We start from the raw sequence: 22,030 nt of genomic DNA, 5'->3' as shown, positions 1-22,030 counted from the left end.
CTACACCTTCAAATAGGTAGATTGTTTGAATGCAGACGCTTCACTGTCCTTCTGAGATACCATCACCAGATTATTATTTATAGGCCAGTCGATACTTAAATCACTGTCGTTCCAAATGATTGATTTTTCAGCAGCCGGATTGTAATAATCCGTACATTTATATACAAACTCAGCCTCATCGCTGGTTACATAAAAACCATGAGCGAAACCTTCTGGCACCCAAAGTTGTCGTTGATTTTCTGCCGAAAGATAAACCCCTACCCACTGACCAAAAGTCGGTGAATCTTCACGAATATCAACTGCCACATCAAACACTTCACCGGATACAACGCGTACAAGTTTACCTTGAACGTTTTCCAGCTGATAATGCAGCCCTCTCAAAATCCCTTTCGTGGATTTTGAATGATTATCCTGAACAAATTGTGTTGGTTTACCTGTTACAAGCGTTTCAAACTTTTCTTGGTTCCAGGTTTCCATAAAAAAGCCTCGTTCATCTCCGAACACTCTAGGTTCGATGATTTTGACTTCAGGAATTGCGGTATCAACAATTTTCATGGTCACTACTTATATGCTTTGAGGTTTTTCAGGGCGCTCAGCCAGTCACTTGGTTCAACACCAAATGACGATTTAATTTTTGAGCAGTTGAGACGAGAATTTGCGGGTCTTGCTGCAGGTGTAGGGTAATCCTCTGTTGCCAAAGGCTTAAGGACCGGTGCAGCCTCAAGCTGTTTCTGTTTTACAGCTTCTGAGAAAATACACTGAGCAAACTCAAACCATGATACATAAGGAAAACCTGAGTAATGGTAAACACCCCAAGGTGAATCACCTTGCTTCTCAGAGGTCACAGAGAACGCAATGCTAATCAAAGCGTCTGCTATATCGCCCGCGTGAGTTGGCGCTCCTACTTGATCAGCGACAATACCAAGTTCTGGTTTTTCAGCCCCCAGACGCAGCATCGTCTTTACAAAATTGCCACCATACTCTCCAAACACCCAAGCAGTACGTAAAATAACGTGCTTGTGGCAAGCAGACGCCAATGCTTGCTCGCCCGCTAGTTTGGTAATGCCATATATCCCTTGCGGTGCCGTGTTATCCGTTTCCAAATATGGAACATCTGACTGTCCATCGAACACGTAATCCGTCGAGATGTGGAGTATGACCGCGCCGATCGCATTGGCTGATTGGGCCAAGAATAATGGCCCATCACGATTGATGGCGTTGGATAAGCCCTCTTCAGATTCAGCGCGATCCACAGCCGTGTGAGCGGCGGCATTAATAATGACATCTGGGCCAAACTCAGACACACATTTAGAGACTGCTTCACGGTCAGAGATGTCTAATTCACCGCGATCCAAAGCAAGTAAATCGACTTTACCTGCAAGTCTATTGCATAGCTCGGTTCCAACTTGCCCTTTGGCACCCGTAACGAGAATCCTCATCGTTCCACCTTTTACTGTGGCATAGAAAGAAGGGACATCAAATAACGCCCATATTCATTTTTCATCATTGGGCCTGCTAACGCTTCAAGCTGACTATTATCCAACCAGCCGTTTCGCCAAGCGATTTCTTCAAGGCATGCCACTTTTAACCCCTGCACATGCTCGATTGTTTGAACAAACGAAGACGCTTCATGCAAACTTTCATGCGTACCTGTATCCAACCAGGCAAAACCACGGCCTAGCTGTTCCACGTTTAGTTCACCCATTTCAAGGTAAGCTTGGTTGACCGACGTAATTTCTAACTCGCCACGTTCAGACGGCTCAACCGCTTTGGCGATTTCCACCACACGGTTGTCATAAAAATACAGTCCTGTTACCGCCCAGTTCGATTTTGGTACGTCGGGTTTTTCTTCAATACTCACAGCGCGATAGTCTGCATCAAATTCGACCACACCAAAGCGCTCTGGATCTTTCACGTAATAACCAAACACTGTTGCGCCTTGTTCGCGCGAAACTGCTTGGCGCAGCGTTTTAGAGAAAGACTGTCCGTAGAATATGTTGTCACCCAGAACCAAACAAACGCTATCTGAACCGATAAAAGACTCACCGATAATAAAGGCTTGTGCTAAACCGTCGGGCTTTTCTTGAATGGCGTACTCAAGGTTAATGCCAAAGTCACTGCCATCCCCCAATAGTCGCCTAAAGCTTTCATTATCTTCCGGTGTTGTAATTATCAAAATGTCGCGAATGCCGGCTAGCATCAATGTAGACAGCGGATAATAAATCATAGGTTTGTCGTATACAGGCAGTAACTGCTTCGACACACCACGCGTAATAGGGTATAGGCGAGTACCAGATCCGCCAGCTAGGATAATACCTTTCACTTATTCTTCTCCCGCACCAAGGCGCTCTAAGCTATATGAGCCATCTAACACACGTGTCCACCAGACACGGTTGTCCAAATACCACTCAACGGTTTTTCTAATGCCGCTATCAAACGTTTCTTCAGGCACCCAATCAAGTTCGCGACTGATTTTCGATGCATCAATAGCATAACGAACATCATGACCTGGGCGGTCCTTCACATAGGTGATCAAACCTTCATAGGATTCAACGCCCTCGGGCTTATTTGGAACAAGCTCTTCTAACAAACGGCAAATCGTTTTGACAACCTCAATATTGGCTTTTTCGTTGTGGCCACCAATATTGTATGTTTCACCGACTTCACCTTCCGTTGCCACTTTGTATAGTGCACGAGCATGATCTTCAACAAACAACCAGTCACGGATCTGCATGCCATCACCATAAACAGGTAATGATTTACCAGAAATGGCATTCAATATGATCAACGGGATGAGTTTTTCAGGGAAGTGGAACGGGCCGTAGTTATTCGAGCAATTGGTGACCAACGTAGGGAAGCCATAAGTACGTTGCCAAGCACGCACCAAATGATCACTAGAGGCCTTTGACGCAGAATAAGGGCTACTTGGCGCATAAGATGTTGTTTCGGTAAACAAATCATCAGTGCCTTCAAGGTCACCATATACTTCATCGGTAGAAATGTGGTGAAAACGAAACGCTGCTTTTTTATCCGCTTCAAGACCAAGCCAATAACTACGAGCAGATTCAAGAAGGGTATATGTGCCCACAATATTGGTTTCAATAAATGCGGCTGGGCCATCAATAGAGCGGTCAACATGACTTTCTGCCGCCAAATGCATCACAGCGTCAGGTTGGTGAACCGCAAATACGCGATCTAATTCACTTCTGTTACAAATGTCGACATGTTCAAAAGCATAACGCTCATTATCAGAAACGCTGAGTAATGACTCCAAATTTCCCGCATAGGTGAGATTGTCTACGTTGACAACACAATCACTTGTGTTCTGAATGATGTGCCTGACAACAGCAGAGCCGATAAATCCGGCACCGCCGGTGATTAGTAATTTCATCTTTAGTCCTAAAATACCAACTGGTTCAACGTATGTTCTCTAAGTAACAACACGCGTATCCTAACCAAAAAACCACGTCAACATCAGAGCAATGCCTCAACGATCACAAGCACAAAGTCTCTGTATTGATATTGTCAATCAACGCACTCTCCAACTGGCAACTAGCAGTGAGTATTTTCTAGTCAGCACTTTGATTGACAACAATCTGGCCATCCTTACATGACAAACCACATTATATTTTCCTCGAAAGCGAAGACACACTCGACTTATTGGATAAATATCCGCCAGCTATACGACATGACAGGGGGGGTGTGCGTGTTATTCGTTATTTGTGTTGCGTAATCTGAAGCGAATTATACACATTTGAAGGAAAAGACGCAGCGATTTGGGTAGGATTCTCCACACACTATGCCATTCCGGAGGGGTTGATTTTTCTGAAAAATGAAACTTTGACCCGTCACACACAGGACAGGATGTTGCATCCTTCCAAAGTGTTTCGTTGTTGCTTCGTAATCTCAGGTAGCGGTTAACGCTTCTAAATCTGACAACCTTCGCAGGGTTGCCCGATACTACTGCCAGTGGTGGGATTTTCCCCATCACGACCGCGCCAATACCAATAATGGCTCCTTCACCGACTTGGCTGCCGGGAGCAATAATGGCATTTCGCCCCACCCAAACGTTATCACCAATAACGATAGGGCGCTTTACCCTTGCATGGCTAAACGGCAAGCACTCTCCTTCATAGTCGTGATTAATGCTCCATAGAATGCAATCGAAGGAGAAAACAACATTGTGTCCAAGTTCTACGCCCCCGCCGGCTTGAATTACCGTGCCTCGCCCAATATGGCAAGGCCCTTTCAGGGTGAGGGATGCCTTTCCTAGCACAGTGACATCTGGTTGAAAACAATGCAAAGACGACGAACCAACCATCAGTAATTTTTCCTTATGACAGAAACAAAAAAAGGGCAGCGAATGCTGCCCTTGATTCTATCAGACTATCTAACGAATTAGATGTTCCAAGTAGAGAACGTAGAACCGTCTTTAGCAACTGTGTAAGCTTGCATGGTGATACCACCTTGAGATTCAGGTACTTGACCATTCACAACGATGCGCAGTTTGCCTTGACCAGACAACTCCAAACCGTTTGCAGCAGCAGCTGCAAAGATAGCGTTGATTGGCATTTGCTCAGTCGATGCTTGTGGTGCGATTGTCGCAGATTGGCCAGCAACTTGGTCCAAGCTAAACGATACCGCTGCACCGTCATCAGCGATAACTGTCATCCAGAAGTCACCTTCTACGTTGGTTTTGTTAGTTACACGAACGTAGTTAGAGAAAGAAGCAGTAGGGTTCAATGCTAGGTCAAGCTCAGCTTCGCTACCGTTCTTAACAAGAGTACCGATGATGCCGAAGTTAACGCCAGACGCTTCGTAGCCTGAGTTCGCTTCAACAACCAATTTAGCAGTTACGTCTTGCTCTGCGATCTCAGTTTCACCATCAACAGTAAATAGTACTGATTCATTTGTCAGGTTTACTGTCGCTGGGTCCAATACATAGGTAGCTTTGGTTTCAGTCAGGGTGATTTTCTCATCCGCTACGCCACCAAATGCCAATGCGTCTTTAGACAGTTTGTCGCCATCTTTTTCACCTGCAGAGAAGTCACCTTCAACTTCAAGCGAAATTTTGTCAAAAATGTTAGCAACAGTTACAGCACCAGAATCTTTGTTAAAAATAGTACGTGGAGAGTTCTGTCCATCTACATGCGTCGCGATGCCTACGGTTACTTCACCCAACGCAACCATGTCGTCTTCGAAGCCTTCAAAGTACTTAGACTCTTGTGCCACGTCGATTTTTTCTTGAGTCCAGTACTTAGCGCCAATGTTCAGAGCAGGAAGCATCTCGTAAAGTGCGCCGTCAGCGCCCCACAGAATTTCAGAGCTTGCTGCTGCAGCTTCAACAGCCGTTTCATACAGGCGGTATTCAATGCCACCGTTTTTCTCTGCTGCTTTAACAGCATCGATGTTGAATGAAACTTGGTCATCGATGAACAGGCCGCTAGTAACAACAACATCATCAGCACCAACAGGAACTGTTACGCCGCCTGGAATGTCATCTCCAGCACTGTAAGTAGCATCATCTGCAAGAGGTGTGATTTCGAAAATCACGTATGTGTCACCAAGTCCACCACCCTGACCGACTTTAACTTCCACTTCCGTGTTGTCAAAAAATTTCACGAATGGTACTGCTGGATCATCTGAAACTTGAGTGAACATTGCACGAGTCAGTACAAGATCCGCAGCGGTGATTGCCGTGTCGAAAGAAGAACCGCTCAGGTCAAAGCGAACATAACGCTTAACACCCTTAGTTGCAGAGAAACCTAGTTTGGTTTCTGTCAAGAAGTCATCATTAGCTTCAGTCAACGTCACTGGCAATGTCAGTTCTGCAGCGTAAAGAGGCGCAACAGCGTTGCTGTCATTGATGTTGATTGCAGAAGCGTTGAAGCTGATAGCAGCAACTGCCATCGCGATTAGCGTTTTTTTCATTTTTTACTCCAGTAAACTAGTTTGTCTGGTTATCAATAATTTTGTATTGAAAGGCCGGCAACTCTAACCGTGCTCTTCCGGTTTACACGGCAACAACATGCCCAATTTATTGATCACATACGAAATGTACATGCTTCAAACTTGAGACAGCGATGCCGACCTGCTTTACAAAGCCATGTCAGTTTACGGTCATAATTATCAAAATCAAGACAAAAAAAACCAACAAACGATCAAACATCAACCACTTAACCACAAACGTGAGACTCATCACTCTTTTAATTGATTCAAAGTCAAGATTTAAGTGTCAAAAGCAAAAAACACAAAATGTACTGTAAACCATACAAATCAACTTACGTCAAATGCAGTAAAAGCCAGACACGGTGATATGAGTCGCACAAATAAGACACGAAAAGCTCTCGGTTTGAGAAAAGACTATTTTGATATTGGTATTCTCTTCTTTTGTAGAACTATTATTCAAAAAATGTATAGAAAAAACGCATAAAGAAAGAAAGTTCGCCCCATCGCTTTTTTTTGGTGATTTCGCTGCTTTTTTAGGCGTTATGACTGGCTTTTATTTTCAATTTTATCTACACGGCGGAAAGGCAAAAAAAAACGGCCAGAAGGCCGTTTATTGAATGAAGAGAAAGGTGATGATCAGGGCTTAATTGGCCACAGTTTCACCTTGATGAGGGGTGTTAAGTTCCAGTTCACTGCCATAACGTTCAGTTAAACGCTGCGCTTCATCGAAGTTTCTTATCACATAAGGGGTGATCATGATCACCAGCTCCGTGCGATCATTGCTCTCGCTTTTGCTGCGAAACAATGAGCCGAGCCAAGGAATTTGGCCCAAAATCGGCACGCCGATTTCGCCTGCCCCTTTGCTGTTTGATATCAACCCCGCCAACATGACTGAGCCGCCATCACGCAATGTGAGCGTGGTTTCGACTTTTCGGTTCATAATCGTTGGCGTAAGTTCTTCCCCGGTGCCGGTGTCTTGCGACTCTGACAACTCCTGACTCACTTGTAAATCAACCACGCCGCTGGCCTGCACCGTGGGTTTAATGGACAAAATCACACCGGTTTTACGGTACTGCACTGTTTTATTGATCGGTGCATTGCCATCTTCACTGGATTGCGACGTTCCTGTTACCACTGGAATTTCATTACCCACTTCAATGCTTGCCTCTTCACCGCTGCGCACCATGAGCTTTGGGCTAGAGCGGATCACCGCTTGCTTGTTGTCATAAAATGCATTGAGTACTGCGCGGGTTTGGCCGCCACTGTTGAGCGTTAGGTTTAACCCTGTTGCCCCCACCCCGTTTGCGGTACCCATGATGAGATCTTTGCCTAGCAGGTCAGTACTCACGTTTGACCAGTCAACCCCCAACCCTTCTTTGTCATTAAGGGTGACTTCCGCCAATAGCACGTCAATCATCACTGATGGGGTCGGCTTATCCAATTCGTCCATCAACGGACGCAATTTGAGCCACTCTTCGCCACTGCCACGAAATATTATAGCGTTTCTGTTGCTATCAACCACGGCGGTTCCTAACTCACCAGAGCCACTGACTTTTGCTGTCTTTTTTGTCTTCCCAGACTCATCGCTTGAGGCGTCTTCCAACCCCCCAGTCTTATATCCGAGTAGACCAAGCATACTGGCGACTGTATTTGCTTGGGTGTTTTTGACTTGGTAGTGAAACAAGCCTTCTTTAATGTCTTTTTGAGTTTGTTTATCGAGAACTTCTACCCAGTTTCGTATGTGATTGAGCACGCTTCTGTCACTGGCAAAAGCCACTATCTTATCTGAGCTTTTGGGTGTCATGACTGTGATACCCGAAAATGTCGGGCTGTCCCCTGCATCATAGCCCTCAGCTTGCAACACATTCAGTAGCGCTCGATTAAGCTCGCTAGGGTCAGAGTAGAATGGCGTAATGATTAGGCTTTCTCTGCTTTTTAGCGCAGGACGATCAAATATCTCTATCGCCGACATTGCCTGCTTTACTTTTTCTACCGGCCCACGCAAAAGCACGGTGTTACCCATGCGATCATCTTGAATTTTTAAATCCGGATCTGATAACAAGTCTTTTAACCAACGTACCATTTGGTCACTGCGTACTATTTTCATTGGTACTAGTTGGAATACCGGGCGATGAGAAAGGGGCACGTCCGGCAGTGCGCTACCTGTTACCAATAATGGCAATGCATCGTTCGAGACTGAGGTTTCTGTGCCAAAGGCCAGCACGCCATCTCGCTCGCGCAGTGACACGCCATAGTCTGCCAATACGTTACGCGCAGTATTAAACAGGGCTTTGGGTGTTTGTGGGGCGGCTAGGCGCAGCGTGACAAGGTCTGTTTTGCTTTGCAGTTCAGGCGACAATGAAAAAGAGAGATCCAACCTGTTGCCAAACACTTCGTTAATAAACGCGGGTAATGGCAAATTGTTTACGTTAAGGGTGATCAAATCCCCCTTTAACTGGTCTGCAATGCTTTCGCTTTCTAGCGAGACGGTGCTGTTACCCTGATTGCTTCCCTTTAGTGTTTGAAAGCGTTGCTGCTTTTTGTGCCCGTTGCCACGCTTGGCTTCGTCGTCAGACTGATTCAGTGCGGACAGATCCGCCGCTTGCCCAATCGGCCCCATCGTGGTTGCTGGCAACTCGTGTGTTTCGGGAGCTTGCTCTTCCAATACGGCACAGGCAGACAGTGAAGATGCTATCATTAAGCTAAGCAGTGACCGTTTAAATGTTGTCATGGTCATAGTGGTTTTCATGGTTTGATGATCTCTTGAGTAGTTTCGTGCGCATCGCCGACGGTGGCTGGTTCGCCGTACAACCAAAGTGTTCCTTGTTCTTTTTCTCCTCGCGCCCATGAGACGCGGCTTTTATCTATGCTGACGATGTGGGTGCCATTGGCGAGGTTGTCGCCGTTGGCCACTTTTTCCACGTTGTCATAAGCGGTGACTAGCAGCGCATTCCATTTCCCCGATTGATAAATAACGCCAGCAAGACGCCAAGTGTTTGGGTCTTGCGGGTCTATGGCCTGTTCATTTCCTTCTGTGGCACTATCGTTAGCTTCGCTTTCTTCCACCACGACTTGTGCGGTTTTGGTCACGGGGTAAATGCCCGCGATAAGCTCGGCGGGTACTGCCGCTGTGCGAGGGGGTAATGGGGTCACTTGGGCTAACCAATGATCACGGTTTTCATCGGTGCTGGATGCACTGGGCGCGGCCAGTACGAAACCCATCAATGCTGAAGCCAGTAATGGCAATGCCAGTACCAGCGTGGCTTTCAGTGCCAGTGAGTTTTTCACTGTATCTATTGCCGTAACTATCGCCGTTTTCATGCGCCCCCCCACGGTGTTGCCCATGCTGTGAGCAGCACTTCAAAGCCTATGTCTTTTCCCTTTCCAGAACGGACAGTGATGCTGGTGACACGAAATGCCGGTTGGCCGCTTTCTAGGTCATGAATCAAAGCAAACAGTTTGTCGCCGGTGAGCCGGCCTTTAACGCTGCTTTGCACTGGGATCAACCCTGAGTCTGGTTCTGCAAGCGGGGCGGATGACACTGATATCTGCGGGCGGTAAACATCATAGTCTGACACTTTTTCACCCAAAATGGCTTGCACAGCGGCACGGCCTTGCGCTTCATTGGCGGCGACCAAGTGGTTTTTTGACAGTGCATCAAGCGCTGATTGCGTTGTCGCCACTCTTTGTTGCCAGTCAGGCCCGTTTTCTAGGCGCTGCTGATCAACCACCTGTTCACGCAGCTGTTGGTTTTCTGCAATCAAGCTTTCTTTGAAATCCATCGCTACGAGGATCAAATAAAACAGTGCGATGTAAGCGATTGCCCATAACGCCACCTGCAATCGGGAATTTTCAGCAATCTGGCGGCGACTTGAAGACCACTCGCCTTTCAATTTATCTAAAGCGCTCACTGCTCTTTTACTCCGAGGTTACGCATGCCATCGCTAGGAATTTCGGCGCGTAACGACACTTGGCCAAAGGTTAAATCCATTTCCACCGCCACACTCTTTAAGCCCACAACCCTTTCCAATCGCTCAACATATAAACGAGGATCCGGGGCGGCGTCTTTGACGACCATGGTGAGTGCCCCTGGCTGAAGGGTAAGTTCACGCCATTGTTCTGCACTTTCTGGCATGGCGGTAATGAGGCGTTGAAAAAACGCTGACGAATCTGACGCTAGGTGGGTCTTTTGTGCCAGCACTTTTGCCTGTTGACGCTGTGCCAAACCACGATCAAATCTCTGTGACGCAACAGCTTCACTGCCTGCATTGAGCGCTTCTTGCTGGTCAATGCTATCTAGTGTGATGCGCAGCATGCCTCCTAACTGTATGGCGAGTACCATGAGCATGAGGGCGGCGACTCCCCCGGCTGAGACGTGGCTCCACCAGCGTATTTCTTCCGCTTGCATTGGTGCTGAACGGCGATAGTCTGGTTGGGGTGCGTCATCTGAATAGCTATAACGACTTTCGCGCAGTGTGCCTTCCTGCCAAACTTGTGTTTCATGCCCTTCCATTGCGGGGATCTGCTCTCCGCTATGTTGGGGAGAGAGCCACAATAGTGATTCTGGGATCACTGGGTATTTCGCCGCTTCAGGCAACTTTGCAATCAATGCGGCTTTGTCCCACATCCAAACCGCTGCCCGTCCTTCGCCTTGCCAACAAACAGAAAAGCCTACGTCGTCAAACGGTGCATGCACTTGTACTTTGTTTTTTAGTGCGTCCGAACGCAAACGGGCGGGAGTAACAGAGAGATCGAAACTGCGAAATACGCAAAGCCTTCTCGATAACACTACCCTTGGCTTAATGCCGTTATAATGATCAACATTGATGGCGCTATAGCCAACCAACCACTGCCGTGCGTTAAAACGGCCTTGGGTTGATTGGGCTATCCGCTCGGCAAACTGCCTTAGTTTCATATTCAAATCCGTAATCGATTTCCCACGGAGCTCTATTGGAAGACGGTGTTAACACAACCCCCATCCAATATGCTTCCCCACATTTGTCCGAATTGGACCAAACCATTATTCTTAGATATTTACTGGGCATTTGTGCGATATTCATTGCCGAACCGCTGAGTATGACGCCCGTTCTTGCGGATACGTCTGCCGCACTCAGAAACGGGGTTCTCGCCCTTTCTTCCAACATCAATTGCGCTTGCTGATTAGAAATCCCGTGTAGTGTCTCCAACACCGGCTTTGGCATGGTGTTGAACTGTACGGTTTGTCCACTGTGTACGGTGACGATGCCCAAAATGCCTTTCAACCAAGGCCAACGCTCCCCTCCCAACAAATTCAAAATTTGGCCGGGGCTCACCATGAGCCTGTGGCTAGGTAATGCTAAGCCTGCGGCTGTGTAATCTGCGCTACTGGCTCCGTTCAGGCGTCTAAAATCATCTTGGTCGGTATAGTCTTCAAGGTGATCAAGAAACTGCGACGTTTCAAACATGGACAGCCCATAACTACTCAGCATGCTTCCCCAACGTTCTCTATCTGGAGAGAGCAAACTCAGCAGTGACCCTTCGTCTTGTAACGAAAACACGCTTTCGCCAATGCCTTGGTAGCGCGTACCATCACCTTGGATCTTGGCGTGCTGTAAGAATTCACCACTGACGACGAAAGGGTCATCGGATTGGGGGGCGACGTTACTCGCCGTCTTTGCCCCACCGTAGCCGTTGACTGTCTTCCCTCCAGCGCTAACGGTATACAGCACTGTTGCGATGGTGGCCTGTACATCTAACTCCTGTTGCCATGCATTTCTAAGGGCAATTGCTCTGTTGGTTTCTGCTTCTGTCCATGTTGCGACTAACCCCGCTAACACGCTGAGTACGGCAATAAAACCTAGTACCGCTATCATGGCGAAGCCGCCTTGGGCTCTATGACTCACTGCGCGCATATTAGAAGTCTCTGTAGTCATTGCGCGGATAGGTTCGCAACGGTAGCTGGAAAAACCAGCGTTGTGGTGGCTCGCCATTTACGCCATCTGCTGCGAGTAAAATCGCATTGGGGATCGTCCCTTCTTTGTCTTTTGGCGGCCATTCACTAATAGGCACTCCGGCTTCATTTCGGTAATACCAACGGACATTTGTCCCTTCAGGCCAGGTTGCAACTTTCCATTTAATGGCTTCTTGGTGCTGTTCGCCTTCGCGGTAGAACAATGACGTGATGCCATTTTTCTCGGTCAATTCCCAAGAAAAGTGGGCAATTGCACCCTGTGGTTGCGACAGTGCACGGTGTGTGTAACCCGTCATGCTGCTTTCGTCAGCACTAAACGATGCACTGTTATCAAGCGCCGCTTGTGTTCCTTGTAACGTTTGACCAATCCAACGTTGCACAAGGATGTCTGCTTGTACGTCAAGTCGCGTTACTTTGACGCGCTGGTAAACCTGTAACGCGGTGGAATAACCTTGCATCACTAATATGGACGCCAAGGAAAGCATCACCATGACCACAAGAAGCTCGACCAATGTCATGCCTTGCTCAAAACGCCGATACGGTTTAGCCAAAAGGCACCTCCGCACCACCTAAGTTGGTGTAGCGCACGTAACGCGTTGTCAGTTTTGGAAGTTGTCGGCCGTTAACATTGGCCTGAAGCGACACTTGATAAAGGTTTAAGTTGTAATTTGAGCCTTCTGCACCGCGCTTTTCTTCTGCCACTTGGGTGGCTTTCCAATAAACATCAACACCTGATGAAGAAAATACGCCTTCTTTCTTTGCGTTAAAATCTTGGGTGTTTAGGTACGTTTTGGCGCTGAGTATGGCTTGATCTGCTTGGTTGTAGGCACCGGCTAGCTGCATTTGCACTAGGCTGTTATTGATCCAAGAAAACAGTGCCATCCCTGCACCTGCCAATAAGGTCAACGCTACAATCGCCTCTAACAAAGAGAAGCCTTTTTGACCGTTTTTCTTCATTAAGGCGTGCCCTTCCACTGGCAAAACGGCGGGACGAGTGACACGTTAAAAGCCACTTGTCCTTCTTGTGTGATCACCGCGTTGCCACCTAAACACACCCCATTGCTTTGATAAACGATGTTGGTATTTGCTGTGAGACGGTATCCTTCGCCAAGATCAATAGCGTTGTCTCCTCGTCCAACAACGATGGCCGACTTTTCCATGAGGGCTTGAGCCGGCAATGCATTGACCTGTTGCTGTAAAACATCCACTTCTGAACGCTGTGCCAATTTTTCCGCCGCAGATATCAATGATGGTGCTGCTATCCCACCAATTAAGGTGACTAACACCAGCACTATCAGAAGTTCTATCAGAGTAAAACCGCGCATTAGCTTTCTTCGAGGTACCCAATGTCGGCATTTAAGTCTTCGCCGCCAGCGGCACCATCCGCGCCAAAGGAAAAGAGTGCAAACCCCTGCAGGTTGTCAACCGGTGCAACAAACTGGTAGGAATTGCCCCATGGGTCTTTTGGCAATTCGTCTTCTAGGTAAGGTCCCTGCCAACTCACTGCGCCAGATGGCTTTTTCAATAACGCTTGCAAACCTTGCTCTGTGGTTGGGTAACTGCCGTTATCCAAACGGTAGGTTTGCAGCGAGCTTCTCAGCATCTTCACTTGGGTATCTGCTGTTTTCACTTTGGATTTATCAACATTCCCGAAAAGACGGGGGCCGACCAAACCAGCCAACATCCCCAAAATCACTAGCACCACTAGCAACTCGATTAACGTAAAACCTCTAACGTGTAAGCGTCGAGTGCGTAACATAATTTGCATCTCCATTTTCATTTTTCTTTTTTGTTATAACGCGTTACATGGCAATTTCATTGACACTGGTGATTGCCAAAATAATACCCAAAATAATGGTGCCGATAATCAACCCTATAGTTAAGATGGCCACTGGCTCTATCAAAGTAAGCAGCTTCTTCATTCTGTTTCTGCTGTTCTCTTCGTACATGGCCCCCAACGCACCCAACATCTCTGCCACGCGCCCTGTTTTTTCGCCAACCCGTACGAGATTGATGCCGGACTTGGTCATCCAGTTTCCTTGCTCTAATGCATCAGCAAGGCTCTTCCCTTCTTTTACTGACCGACTCAAGGCTTCTACTGCCCTTTTTCTGCGTGGTACACGAATTGAAGACTCCGACAAGTGCAGTGCAGTAAGCAGTTCAACTCGGCAACTGAGCAGGGCTGAAAGAGTATATGACCAACCAGCGATATCACTTTCATATAGCCACTGACCCACAACCGGCATCCCTGAAACACCGTTTAAAAGATATTGCCGACTATTTTGGTTACGCAGCGCTGCTGCGCCTCCAACCACAAATAACACTGTTGCTAATGCAATAAGCTCCAAATGGCTGTTAAACCAAACACCGGTGGTGAGAACAAATTCAGCAAGGGCAGGAAGGTCACTATTTTTACCTTGAAGCATGCCGCTGAATTTGGGAACGACAAAGGTGAACATGATGATCACTGCTGCGACACCAGCGAATATTAGGATGAGTGGATACGTGAGGGAGTTTCGAAATTCTTTGGCCGTTTTGTCATCATATTGCATTTTCTGAAGCGCACGTTTCATCGAACCCGCCAGATCGCCTGTCATTTCTCCTGCTTCGATCAAATGGCGAACAAAATCGGGCAAAGGCAAGCCGCTGTCAGCCAAGGCGGCAGAGAAGCTATCACCTTGTTGTAACGCTTTGTTCATTTTTTCAAAGGCTTGATCCAATCGAGGATGACGATCACCCGCCTCAATAGCACTCACAGCCTCTGTCACCGCCACGCCAGATTCAAGCAGTGTGGTCAGCTCATAGAACGATTGAATGATGGCTTCTTTTTGCAAGGGACGCTGAAATATTGTGCGTGACTTTCGGCTCTCGGCGCTCTCCAAGGCAACAACTGTTAAACCTTGTCCATCTAAAATTCGAAGAGCTTCACCGCTGTTTTTTGCCATCAGCTCGCCGCGCTGTAGCTCTCCCAAGGTGTCAATCACACGATAACGAAAGTTCTCACTCACGACACCGCCTCTTGCTCATTCACTGCAATTGTCATCACTTCTGAAATACTGGTTTCACCTTGTGATGCTTTAATTAAGCCATCGTCTAGCAAACTACGGTGTCCGCGACTTTCCACATATTTGCGAATAGTTTGGCTGCTGGCGTTTTCATTGATCATTTGACTGACGCCGTCATCCATTGGAATGAATTCGTAAATCCCAACACGCCCTTTAAAGCCAGTGAAGTTACATTCGCTACAACCTTTTGGTTGTTTCCAGTCACTGTGTTTGATGCCGAAAGGGGCTGCACTCCATCCCACAGGTAATACTGGTGACGTGTCCGGCACTGCACAGTGTTTGCAAAGCCGGCGAACAAGACGCTGCGCCTGCACGCCTCGCACTGTCGCTGCAACAAGGAACGGCTCAACCCCCATGTCAACAAGTCGCGTGAACGCGGATACTGCGTCGTTTGTGTGCAGTGTTGAAAGCACCAGGTGTCCCGTCAATGCTGACTGAATCGCAATCTGTGCGGTATCTACATCTCGGATTTCACCAATCATGATGGTGTCTGGATCTTGTCGCAATATCGCTCGCAGTGCTCTCGCAAACGTATAGCCGATTTCGGTATGTGCCTGAATTTGAGTGACTCCGCTAACTTGATATTCGACAGGGTCTTCAACGGTGATTATTTTGGTGTCACCGCCTCTCAACGACTCTAAACAACCATATAGGGTGGTTGATTTGCCAGATCCCGTCGGACCCGTCACTAGCACGATGCCGTTAGGCATACCTAACCAACTATTAAGTCGCTCAATGTGATCGGGCAGTATTCCCAAAGAAGGCAAAGAAATTGACTCACGACTTTTAGGTAGCAGGCGCATTACTATGGATTCACCATGTACACAAGGTGCCGTTGATACGCGCACGTCTATTTCATGTCCGTTCAATGTCAGGGTAATACGACCATCTTGAGGCAATCGCTTTTCTGCGATATCTAACCCTGCAATCAATTTAATGCGGGAGCTAACAGCCGGATAACGGTTAGCTGGTTGGGTAAGGCGATCAAGTAGGCATCCGTCAACACGAAACCTGACTTTGAACTGGCTTTCTTCAGGCTCTATGTGAATATCAGATGCGCTAGCATGCTCTGCCTGCGATAGAATGTTGTTTACAAGCTCAATGACAGGGGCTTCTTCTGCTAAAGCCATAAGGTTTTGGCTATCGCGGCTAAGTATGTCTGATACGGCCTTTTCTCGGCGTATATGTTCGATAATATTGTCAATGTCTTGGGCGTTACCGAGCCAATACATTATGTCCTTCCCTGCAAAGACTGACCATGACAGGTCGTTGAGTACAGGGTCTTGTGTATCTTTCGCTAGAATATTGAACTGAGAATCTATGCCGGATGGCCAAGCGATCACATTGTTGTCTAGCAACCAGTCAATTTTCACTGGCAATTCACGCATATGCAGGTAGCAATCCGATGCGTTTGGTAGTGCCTCACCCAAACATCGAGGCAAACTTAGGTGTTCTGACAGGACATTAAGCAGTGCATCTTCAGACAGCGCACCCATGCGTACAAGCAGTGCGCCAATTCTATCACTGGATTTTTTCTGAACACTTAACGCATTCTGTACATCATCTTCGCTGACCAGCCCGCAAGCTACCAGACGTTCACCCAGTTTCATCCGTTTTCCTTTCCCACGACTTATCCCATACCAACGTGAGTCTCAAATAAAAAGTAAATCTATCAAAAGTGAGACACAGTGATGAAGGATAATGATATCTATTGGGATGTCTAGCTTTAGCAGCAAGATCGATTTAACTTTGAGGTGGCACGCGATTCGTCCATTATTTGTTACAAGTCGTAACTATATTAATGCACTTATTCTTACTACCAGATCGACTATATTTCACCCATCAATCAGCGCAATTATCTCATCGTATGACCGTATCATTGGATAGGAGTGCCCTCCCGTTTGGTAAAGCGTGGTGCATGAATCGCAATACAGGACACTTTGCTCAAAGGGTATTAGGCTGTCATCAACGGCATGAAATAGTTTTACTGGGTGGTTGGGTAAAGGATAACTCGTGGGCGAAGCAGCGTATGGGTCGTCCGTGTAAAGATCAGAATATGCTTCCTGTACATCCACTGGCAAGCTCGGTATATCGTATATCCCATAGAATCCAATCAAGTAGTCAACCGTCCCTGGTATCTCTAACGTCGCCAGCGTCGCGATATTTGCACCTGCTGAAGATCCAATAACGGCCACTTTGCTATAGCCCACCGCGAGCGATTTTATCTGTTCTTTTGTGTAACGATGTTGCACGGGATATTTGTTTTCTGGCGCCAATTCATAGCAAACCTGAGCAAAGTCCCACCCATCAGCCGCCAGCATCTCAGGAAGGCCTGCGGCATTGTTGCTAAGCGAACATAGTTCAGGCTGATTAACAAAACCTCCACCAGGTACAAATATCACTATCTTTTTGGGGGGCGGAGCTGTTCGCTCTTCCTCAGAACAAGACTGAACAAAAATCAAAGATAACAAAAGTACAACGTTAGAAAAGAAGCTCTGTTTTGATAACACCAGCGTTTTGCCTGTTAAACATTGATAATGCAAAGAGCATATACAGAAAAATACACAAAAAGTGAACAAAAAAATCAAACCAATGCGATGAGAGTCAACTCTATGTGCGCAAAATTTAGCTCATATTGAGACAGACGTCTCAATATGATTCGCAATTCGCAATTTCTAAAAACCTTAAAATCAATACACAACCAGATTACCGATTATCATACCCTAAATAAAAAAAACACTAAATTAATCATTTAAATGACTATTTTCATCAGCCAAGCCTTTTTTTCTGAGATACGTAAATTTAGGCATGGTGATTGCTCAATAGTAATTACCAAGTAAATTCAGAGGCTCGACGATGAATCAATATAACGAAAAAAATCATGCTAAACCGTCAAGCAACACCAAGAATTCAAAATCTATATTATTGGACAAAGGTCATTCAATTAACCGTATGGTTGTTGAAATAAAATCGCTATCTAGTATTATTTTTGGCTTGGCAATTTGCTTGATGCTCTCTGGTTGCAATCCTGAGTCTAAACAAACACTTCAATCAAATTCTATCAACTCCAACATTACACAAAGTCAGTTGGTAGTATTTCTTCCAGGAGGGGGATTCATACGTCAACCGGAGAATTGCGAACAACCCCCGAATGTTCAGGGCTTACCTTCTTTATTAACTGACGCCGGATGGGAGTTCAAACAATTGTGCTATCCGGTAGCACCACCGTATACATATCCTTTATCTAAAGACGTAATAACAAGTCAAGTTTCTGAATTAATAGCAGAATATGATAAAGTCGTATTAATAGGGAGTAGTGCAGGCGCAAACATTGCTTTATTGGCTGCAATTGAATTGCAGGACTCTTTAGCTGGGGTGGTTGGATACTATGGTCTATACGATATACCTAGTCTGCCAGAGGATGTGAAAACGAACTATACAAACATATACACCGATGACCCGTTTGCGGCGTCCCCATCAACCTATCCTTTACCGGACACACAAATACTGCTTTTACACGGCATGAATGACCAACTAATTCCATTTGATCAGTCAACTAATTACTGCAACAGTTGTACGACGTTGATTCCAGAAAAGGCACATAGCTTCTTATTAACGGAAACATGGGATGAACTATCGGCTTTCTTGAACAGCCTATAACTAGACGCTCTACCAAAGCCCATTTGAATTACATTATTTAAATGGGCTTATTCAAAAAACCTTAAACACTAAAAGGGAAAATATCCAAACAATGCAGATTGTTCGGACCCAAAAATTGAGTAATATAGTCCGCTACCAACACCATCAAATGACACCGTATACATTACTCCTTTATAGTCCCCGTTAAATATTGGACTCAAACAACCTGTTGCCACAGCATCAATTTCGTAATAATGCTTCTTCTCATTAACTTTGCCACTTACGGTACAGTAGAGACTATTTATGGTTAAATTTAACGCTTCATCAATATAAAGTGTCGAACCGAAATTTGGATCTGTATACGTTTTTGAGACAATGTTAAAAAGAGGCAAACTGTTTTCTAATCTGGTAAAACTCTTAGTGACCAACTCACCATTAATTCCTCCTGACAACGTCAATGATTTATCTGTGGTTTTTATTACTAACTCATTCACTGGATCACAAAAACCAACTCCACAAACACCGAAAACCTCATATTCCTTATCACCAGACTCGATCTCTAGAAAATAATTCAAATCTGAAGCCTCTTGGCTAGTCGTGATCAGTATTCCGGCCTGCTCTGGTCGTGACTCATCCACCAAAAAACTTTCCAGGCTATTTATAGTGTTAACGTAAACCCCATCTACAGGATGCTCAGGATCCTCATTTTGCTCAATAAAATCAACAACATCCTCTTCAGAACATGCAACAACCAGTGATACTAGAGTAGTCAGTAAAATTAGCCGCGTTATTCTTTTCAAGCTCATAAATCAGTCTCGTTATAAAGGAGGGGAAAGTCACAATAAAAATATTGAAGCTATAACAGTCATCACGGCTATAAAATAGACTATCGAAGTCAATGCTCCAAAACGTAAAAAATCCATCAGCCTATAACCACCTGCGCTATAGACCATTAAGTTAGTCTGATATCCATAAGGGCTAATAAAGCTAGCACTTGCTGCAAACGCCACTGTCAATGCAAACGCTTTTGGATCGATGTGCACAATGTCAGCCAAACTGTGCCCAATAGGGAATATTAGTGCTGCAGCGGCGTTGTTAGTGACTAGCTCGGTCAATACCCATGTGGCGATATATACCAAAATTAAAGCTGATAAAGGACCTGCAACCAACGCGCTGTCCCTCAGTAGCCATTCGAACTCTGATATTAGGCCGCTGTTTTGCATCGCTGTTGATAAGGTAAGTGCCGAAGTGATTATAAGCCACAGCCTGTAAGGAAAATACCTTCTTATTTCTTGAATACTAAGGTTACCTGAAAGTATGTTATAGCTAAGCAAAATCAACATCACTTTAAAAAGCGGAACGATTCCAATTGCAGCTATGATGATGGCGACAAGAAATAGAATGATCGACGTCACTTCTTTTTTTCTAGTAAGAACAGTATCTGGAGCAGTACCGCTCATTACTATAAAGTTGTTTCCGATATTCTGCCTTGACGCGAAATCTTTGCCTATGGCGAGTACCAGCGTATCTCCAGCTTTTAGTGCTATTTCACCCAATTTTCCAGAAACATCCTCTCCGTCTCGCTTGAGCGCCACAACTGCAGCATCAAAACGTGCGCGAAAGCCTTGTTTCTTCATCGTTGAACCGATTAGCGAACTCTCTGGCTTTATGATGACTTCAGTTAAATTCTTAAGAGGTAGCCCATTTTCTCGTGCGAATATACTCAGACCAGCAAACTGCTCTAGCTGCCTGACTTTTTTTATATCGCCACTGAATATTAAATGATCACCCTCATTGATAATTGTCTCTGGCGTCACAGGGCTAATAATTTGTTGATCTCGCAAAATTTCCACTAAGAAAAGAGATTCCAACTGCCGTAAGCCATTTTTATCAACGCTTTTACCTGATAAGGCTGAACCAACTGTGACGTTGGCCTCTATGGTGTATTGCTTGTAGTCATCTTCTTTCAGGTCATTGGAAGGCAATGTATTTGCCATCAGAAACATCACGAGCCCACAAAGTAGCATGGCTACAATACCAATCGGTGTGAACTCAAAAAAACCTATTGGTGTACCTTCAATCTGTTGGTACATAGAACTAACTAAAAGGTTTGTTGATGTTCCGATTAAGGTTAGCGTCCCACCTAGTATGGCTGCGTAAGACAAGGGTAAAAGCAGCTTACTTGCTGGGTGCACTTTGTTATTTCGAAGCGGTCGAATCATCGCAGCAACGACAGCGGTATTGTTGAGCATGGAGGATGAAACCGAAGAGACAAAGAACAGTTTCCACCATGTGTGTGAGAAGTTCCCTTTCAGGATTTCACTAGAAACTGTTCTTAAAAAACGTGTTTTCTCCAACACGAAAGAGTTAATAAGAATGAGAACTAATGTCAGTATTCCGATATTGGAAGCATTTGCTATCAGTTCTTCACTACTCACTATATCACTAAGGTACAAGACCAAAGCGGAACAACAGAAGACTAATGTTGGCCGACTTTGAAAGCGAATTAAGGATACTATCGTCAATACGAAAACAACGGCGACTAAATATAATTCAATGCCCATTACTAGTTTTCCAAACCCTGAGCAGACTGAGCAGCATGCCAAAGTAAACTTGCACGTTTCTATTTTCTAATGCCATTGCGTTAACGCACCTTACTCTAGGAAAATTCACAAACGTCATTTGATCGGGAGTTATATGTCTTTTAATTCTTTTGATTTTCGCTGTGAAAATATTTAGCTAAGCAACCCATGGATTTTAACGTTTCTTTTTTACCACCTTGTTTTCCATGGAAACTTCAGCTTGCCTAGTTAAAAGTTTAATCAGTAAGATCGAACGCATTTCACCATCAGCTTCTTTGTAAATCGCCTCAGAGCCTTCAAACTGGCCGCTCAACACTTCGACATGGTCACCAGGTTTCAACATTTCGTTCAACTGTTCACGTTGTGTGTCTGAATCTTCGTGCTCCATAAGGCTCAGAATCAGCTCAAAAGGTACGGTGCAGGGCATCGCTCCATGCCTCACAAAGTCCACGACTCCACGCGTCGAACGAACAGTGGTGTATGTGATTTTTTCTGCGTCAAAGGAAGCAAAGATATAATTAGGAAAGAGGGGCTCAAGCTGAGGAGTTCGCTTACCGCGACGAATTTTGTCGACCGTCACTTGTGGATAGTAGCAGTCAACGCCTTGCCGCTTCAGGTGCTGCTCTGCGCGTTGTTGCTCGCTGCGTTTACAATAGAGCAGATACCATGGATTCATTTTTATTCTCGCCGATCTTCGCTAGCCAAATTTGCATCATCTCTGCGACGCAACTCAAGAGTATATTAGGCTGGCTACCCTGCAGCAAGACCTGTACACCTAACAGCCTAATTTGTCTGCACTAGTTCATAGTTTGACTGGTTAGATGTAGCATTTTGCAGAAATCAAA

22 protein-coding genes are annotated in these 22,030 nt (G+C 45.8%); 1 reads left to right on the top strand and 21 read right to left on the bottom strand.

From position 1 onward, the window contains the following. The 18 genes from rfbC to Q365_RS0119085 all read right to left on the bottom strand — a co-directional run bounded on the left by rfbC (window position 1) and on the right by Q365_RS0119085 (window position 17,366). Window positions 1-555 (bottom strand): dTDP-4-dehydrorhamnose 3,5-epimerase, encoded by a 555-nt coding sequence (gene rfbC, locus Q365_RS0119175; RefSeq protein WP_028024862.1) that lies wholly within the window; start codon window positions 553-555, stop codon window positions 1-3. 5 nt (window positions 556-560) lie between these two features. Beyond that, window positions 561-1,439, bottom strand: a complete 879-nt coding sequence (gene rfbD, locus Q365_RS0119170; RefSeq protein WP_028024861.1) for a dTDP-4-dehydrorhamnose reductase — start codon at window positions 1,437-1,439, stop codon at window positions 561-563. 11 nt (window positions 1,440-1,450) lie between these two features. Next, complete coding sequence (rfbA, locus tag Q365_RS0119165; RefSeq protein WP_028024860.1) at window positions 1,451-2,323, bottom strand: glucose-1-phosphate thymidylyltransferase RfbA; 873 nt, start codon at window positions 2,321-2,323, stop codon at window positions 1,451-1,453. Beyond that, on the bottom strand, window positions 2,324-3,391 hold the full coding sequence (gene rfbB / locus Q365_RS0119160) for a dTDP-glucose 4,6-dehydratase (protein WP_028024859.1): 1,068 nt from the start codon (window positions 3,389-3,391) through the stop codon (window positions 2,324-2,326). Between the two features lie 318 nt (window positions 3,392-3,709). After that, on the bottom strand, window positions 3,710-4,321 hold the full coding sequence (locus Q365_RS26175) for an acyltransferase (RefSeq protein WP_051563829.1): 612 nt from the start codon (window positions 4,319-4,321) through the stop codon (window positions 3,710-3,712). Window positions 4,322-4,398: 77 nt separating this feature from the next. Next, entirely contained in the window at window positions 4,399-5,931 is a 1,533-nt protein-coding gene (locus Q365_RS0119150; protein WP_028024858.1) for a hypothetical protein, read from the bottom strand. A gap of 661 nt (window positions 5,932-6,592) precedes the next feature. Next, entirely contained in the window at window positions 6,593-8,698 is a 2,106-nt protein-coding gene (locus tag Q365_RS25875) for a secretin N-terminal domain-containing protein (RefSeq protein WP_051563828.1), read from the bottom strand. Next, window positions 8,695-9,270: a hypothetical protein gene (locus tag Q365_RS0119135; protein ID WP_155859026.1), complete on the bottom strand. Its 576-nt coding sequence runs from the start codon at window positions 9,268-9,270 to the stop codon at window positions 8,695-8,697. The genes Q365_RS25875 and Q365_RS0119135 overlap by 4 nt, the downstream gene beginning before the upstream one ends. Continuing rightward, window positions 9,267-9,860, bottom strand: coding sequence for a hypothetical protein (locus Q365_RS0119130; RefSeq protein WP_028024855.1), 594 nt, complete (start codon window positions 9,858-9,860; stop codon window positions 9,267-9,269). Before Q365_RS0119130 ends, Q365_RS0119135 begins: the two co-directional genes overlap by 4 nt. Then, window positions 9,857-10,864: a hypothetical protein gene (locus tag Q365_RS0119125; RefSeq protein WP_155859025.1), complete on the bottom strand. Its 1,008-nt coding sequence runs from the start codon at window positions 10,862-10,864 to the stop codon at window positions 9,857-9,859. The genes Q365_RS0119130 and Q365_RS0119125 overlap by 4 nt, the downstream gene beginning before the upstream one ends. Further along, the gene (locus Q365_RS0119120) at window positions 10,809-11,801 is read right to left on the bottom strand and encodes a type II secretion system protein GspK (protein ID WP_162176381.1); all 993 of its coding nucleotides are present in this window, start codon (window positions 11,799-11,801) and stop codon (window positions 10,809-10,811) included. The genes Q365_RS0119125 and Q365_RS0119120 overlap by 56 nt, the downstream gene beginning before the upstream one ends. 40 nt (window positions 11,802-11,841) lie before the next feature. After that, the gene (locus tag Q365_RS26760) at window positions 11,842-12,450 is read right to left on the bottom strand and encodes a PulJ/GspJ family protein (protein ID WP_028024852.1); all 609 of its coding nucleotides are present in this window, start codon (window positions 12,448-12,450) and stop codon (window positions 11,842-11,844) included. Then, window positions 12,443-12,856 carry a type II secretion system protein gene (locus tag Q365_RS0119110; RefSeq protein ID WP_028024851.1) on the bottom strand — a complete coding sequence of 138 codons (414 nt, stop codon included), beginning with the start codon at window positions 12,854-12,856 and terminating at the stop codon, window positions 12,443-12,445. The genes Q365_RS26760 and Q365_RS0119110 overlap by 8 nt, the downstream gene beginning before the upstream one ends. After that, window positions 12,856-13,224, bottom strand: a complete 369-nt coding sequence (locus Q365_RS0119105; protein ID WP_028024850.1) for a prepilin-type N-terminal cleavage/methylation domain-containing protein — start codon at window positions 13,222-13,224, stop codon at window positions 12,856-12,858. The genes Q365_RS0119110 and Q365_RS0119105 overlap by 1 nt, the downstream gene beginning before the upstream one ends. Continuing rightward, window positions 13,224-13,658: a type II secretion system major pseudopilin GspG gene (gene gspG / locus Q365_RS0119100; RefSeq protein WP_162176380.1), complete on the bottom strand. Its 435-nt coding sequence runs from the start codon at window positions 13,656-13,658 to the stop codon at window positions 13,224-13,226. Before gspG ends, Q365_RS0119105 begins: the two co-directional genes overlap by 1 nt. A gap of 43 nt (window positions 13,659-13,701) precedes the next feature. Further along, the gene (locus Q365_RS0119095; protein ID WP_211254269.1) at window positions 13,702-14,907 is read right to left on the bottom strand and encodes a type II secretion system F family protein; all 1,206 of its coding nucleotides are present in this window, start codon (window positions 14,905-14,907) and stop codon (window positions 13,702-13,704) included. Continuing rightward, window positions 14,904-16,574 carry a GspE/PulE family protein gene (locus Q365_RS0119090; protein WP_035025379.1) on the bottom strand — a complete coding sequence of 557 codons (1,671 nt, stop codon included), beginning with the start codon at window positions 16,572-16,574 and terminating at the stop codon, window positions 14,904-14,906. Before Q365_RS0119090 ends, Q365_RS0119095 begins: the two co-directional genes overlap by 4 nt. A gap of 225 nt (window positions 16,575-16,799) precedes the next feature. After that, complete coding sequence (locus Q365_RS0119085) at window positions 16,800-17,366, bottom strand: alpha/beta hydrolase (protein WP_211254268.1); 567 nt, start codon at window positions 17,364-17,366, stop codon at window positions 16,800-16,802. 454 nt (window positions 17,367-17,820) lie between these two features. Between Q365_RS0119085 and Q365_RS0119080 the strand changes: the two genes are divergently transcribed. Next, window positions 17,821-18,624, top strand: coding sequence for an alpha/beta hydrolase (locus Q365_RS0119080; RefSeq protein WP_028024845.1), 804 nt, complete (start codon window positions 17,821-17,823; stop codon window positions 18,622-18,624). 68 nt (window positions 18,625-18,692) lie between these two features. Here the strand turns inward: Q365_RS0119080 and Q365_RS26170 are convergent, their stop codons facing one another. From Q365_RS26170 to rfaH, 3 genes are all read right to left on the bottom strand, one after another. Continuing rightward, window positions 18,693-19,409, bottom strand: a complete 717-nt coding sequence (locus Q365_RS26170) for a hypothetical protein (RefSeq protein WP_028024844.1) — start codon at window positions 19,407-19,409, stop codon at window positions 18,693-18,695. A gap of 30 nt (window positions 19,410-19,439) precedes the next feature. Next, the gene (locus tag Q365_RS0119070; RefSeq protein ID WP_028024843.1) at window positions 19,440-21,167 is read right to left on the bottom strand and encodes an SLC13 family permease; all 1,728 of its coding nucleotides are present in this window, start codon (window positions 21,165-21,167) and stop codon (window positions 19,440-19,442) included. Between the two features lie 193 nt (window positions 21,168-21,360). Next, window positions 21,361-21,861, bottom strand: a complete 501-nt coding sequence (gene rfaH, locus Q365_RS0119065; protein WP_028024842.1) for a transcription/translation regulatory transformer protein RfaH — start codon at window positions 21,859-21,861, stop codon at window positions 21,361-21,363. Between the last annotated feature and the right edge of the window lie 169 nt (window positions 21,862-22,030).

This window comes from Enterovibrio calviensis DSM 14347, assembly GCF_000621165.1.
Classification (GTDB): domain Bacteria; phylum Pseudomonadota; class Gammaproteobacteria; order Enterobacterales; family Vibrionaceae; genus Enterovibrio; species Enterovibrio calviensis.
Note: the sequence above shows the minus strand (reverse complement) of the source record. Positions and strands in the feature narration are given on the sequence as shown.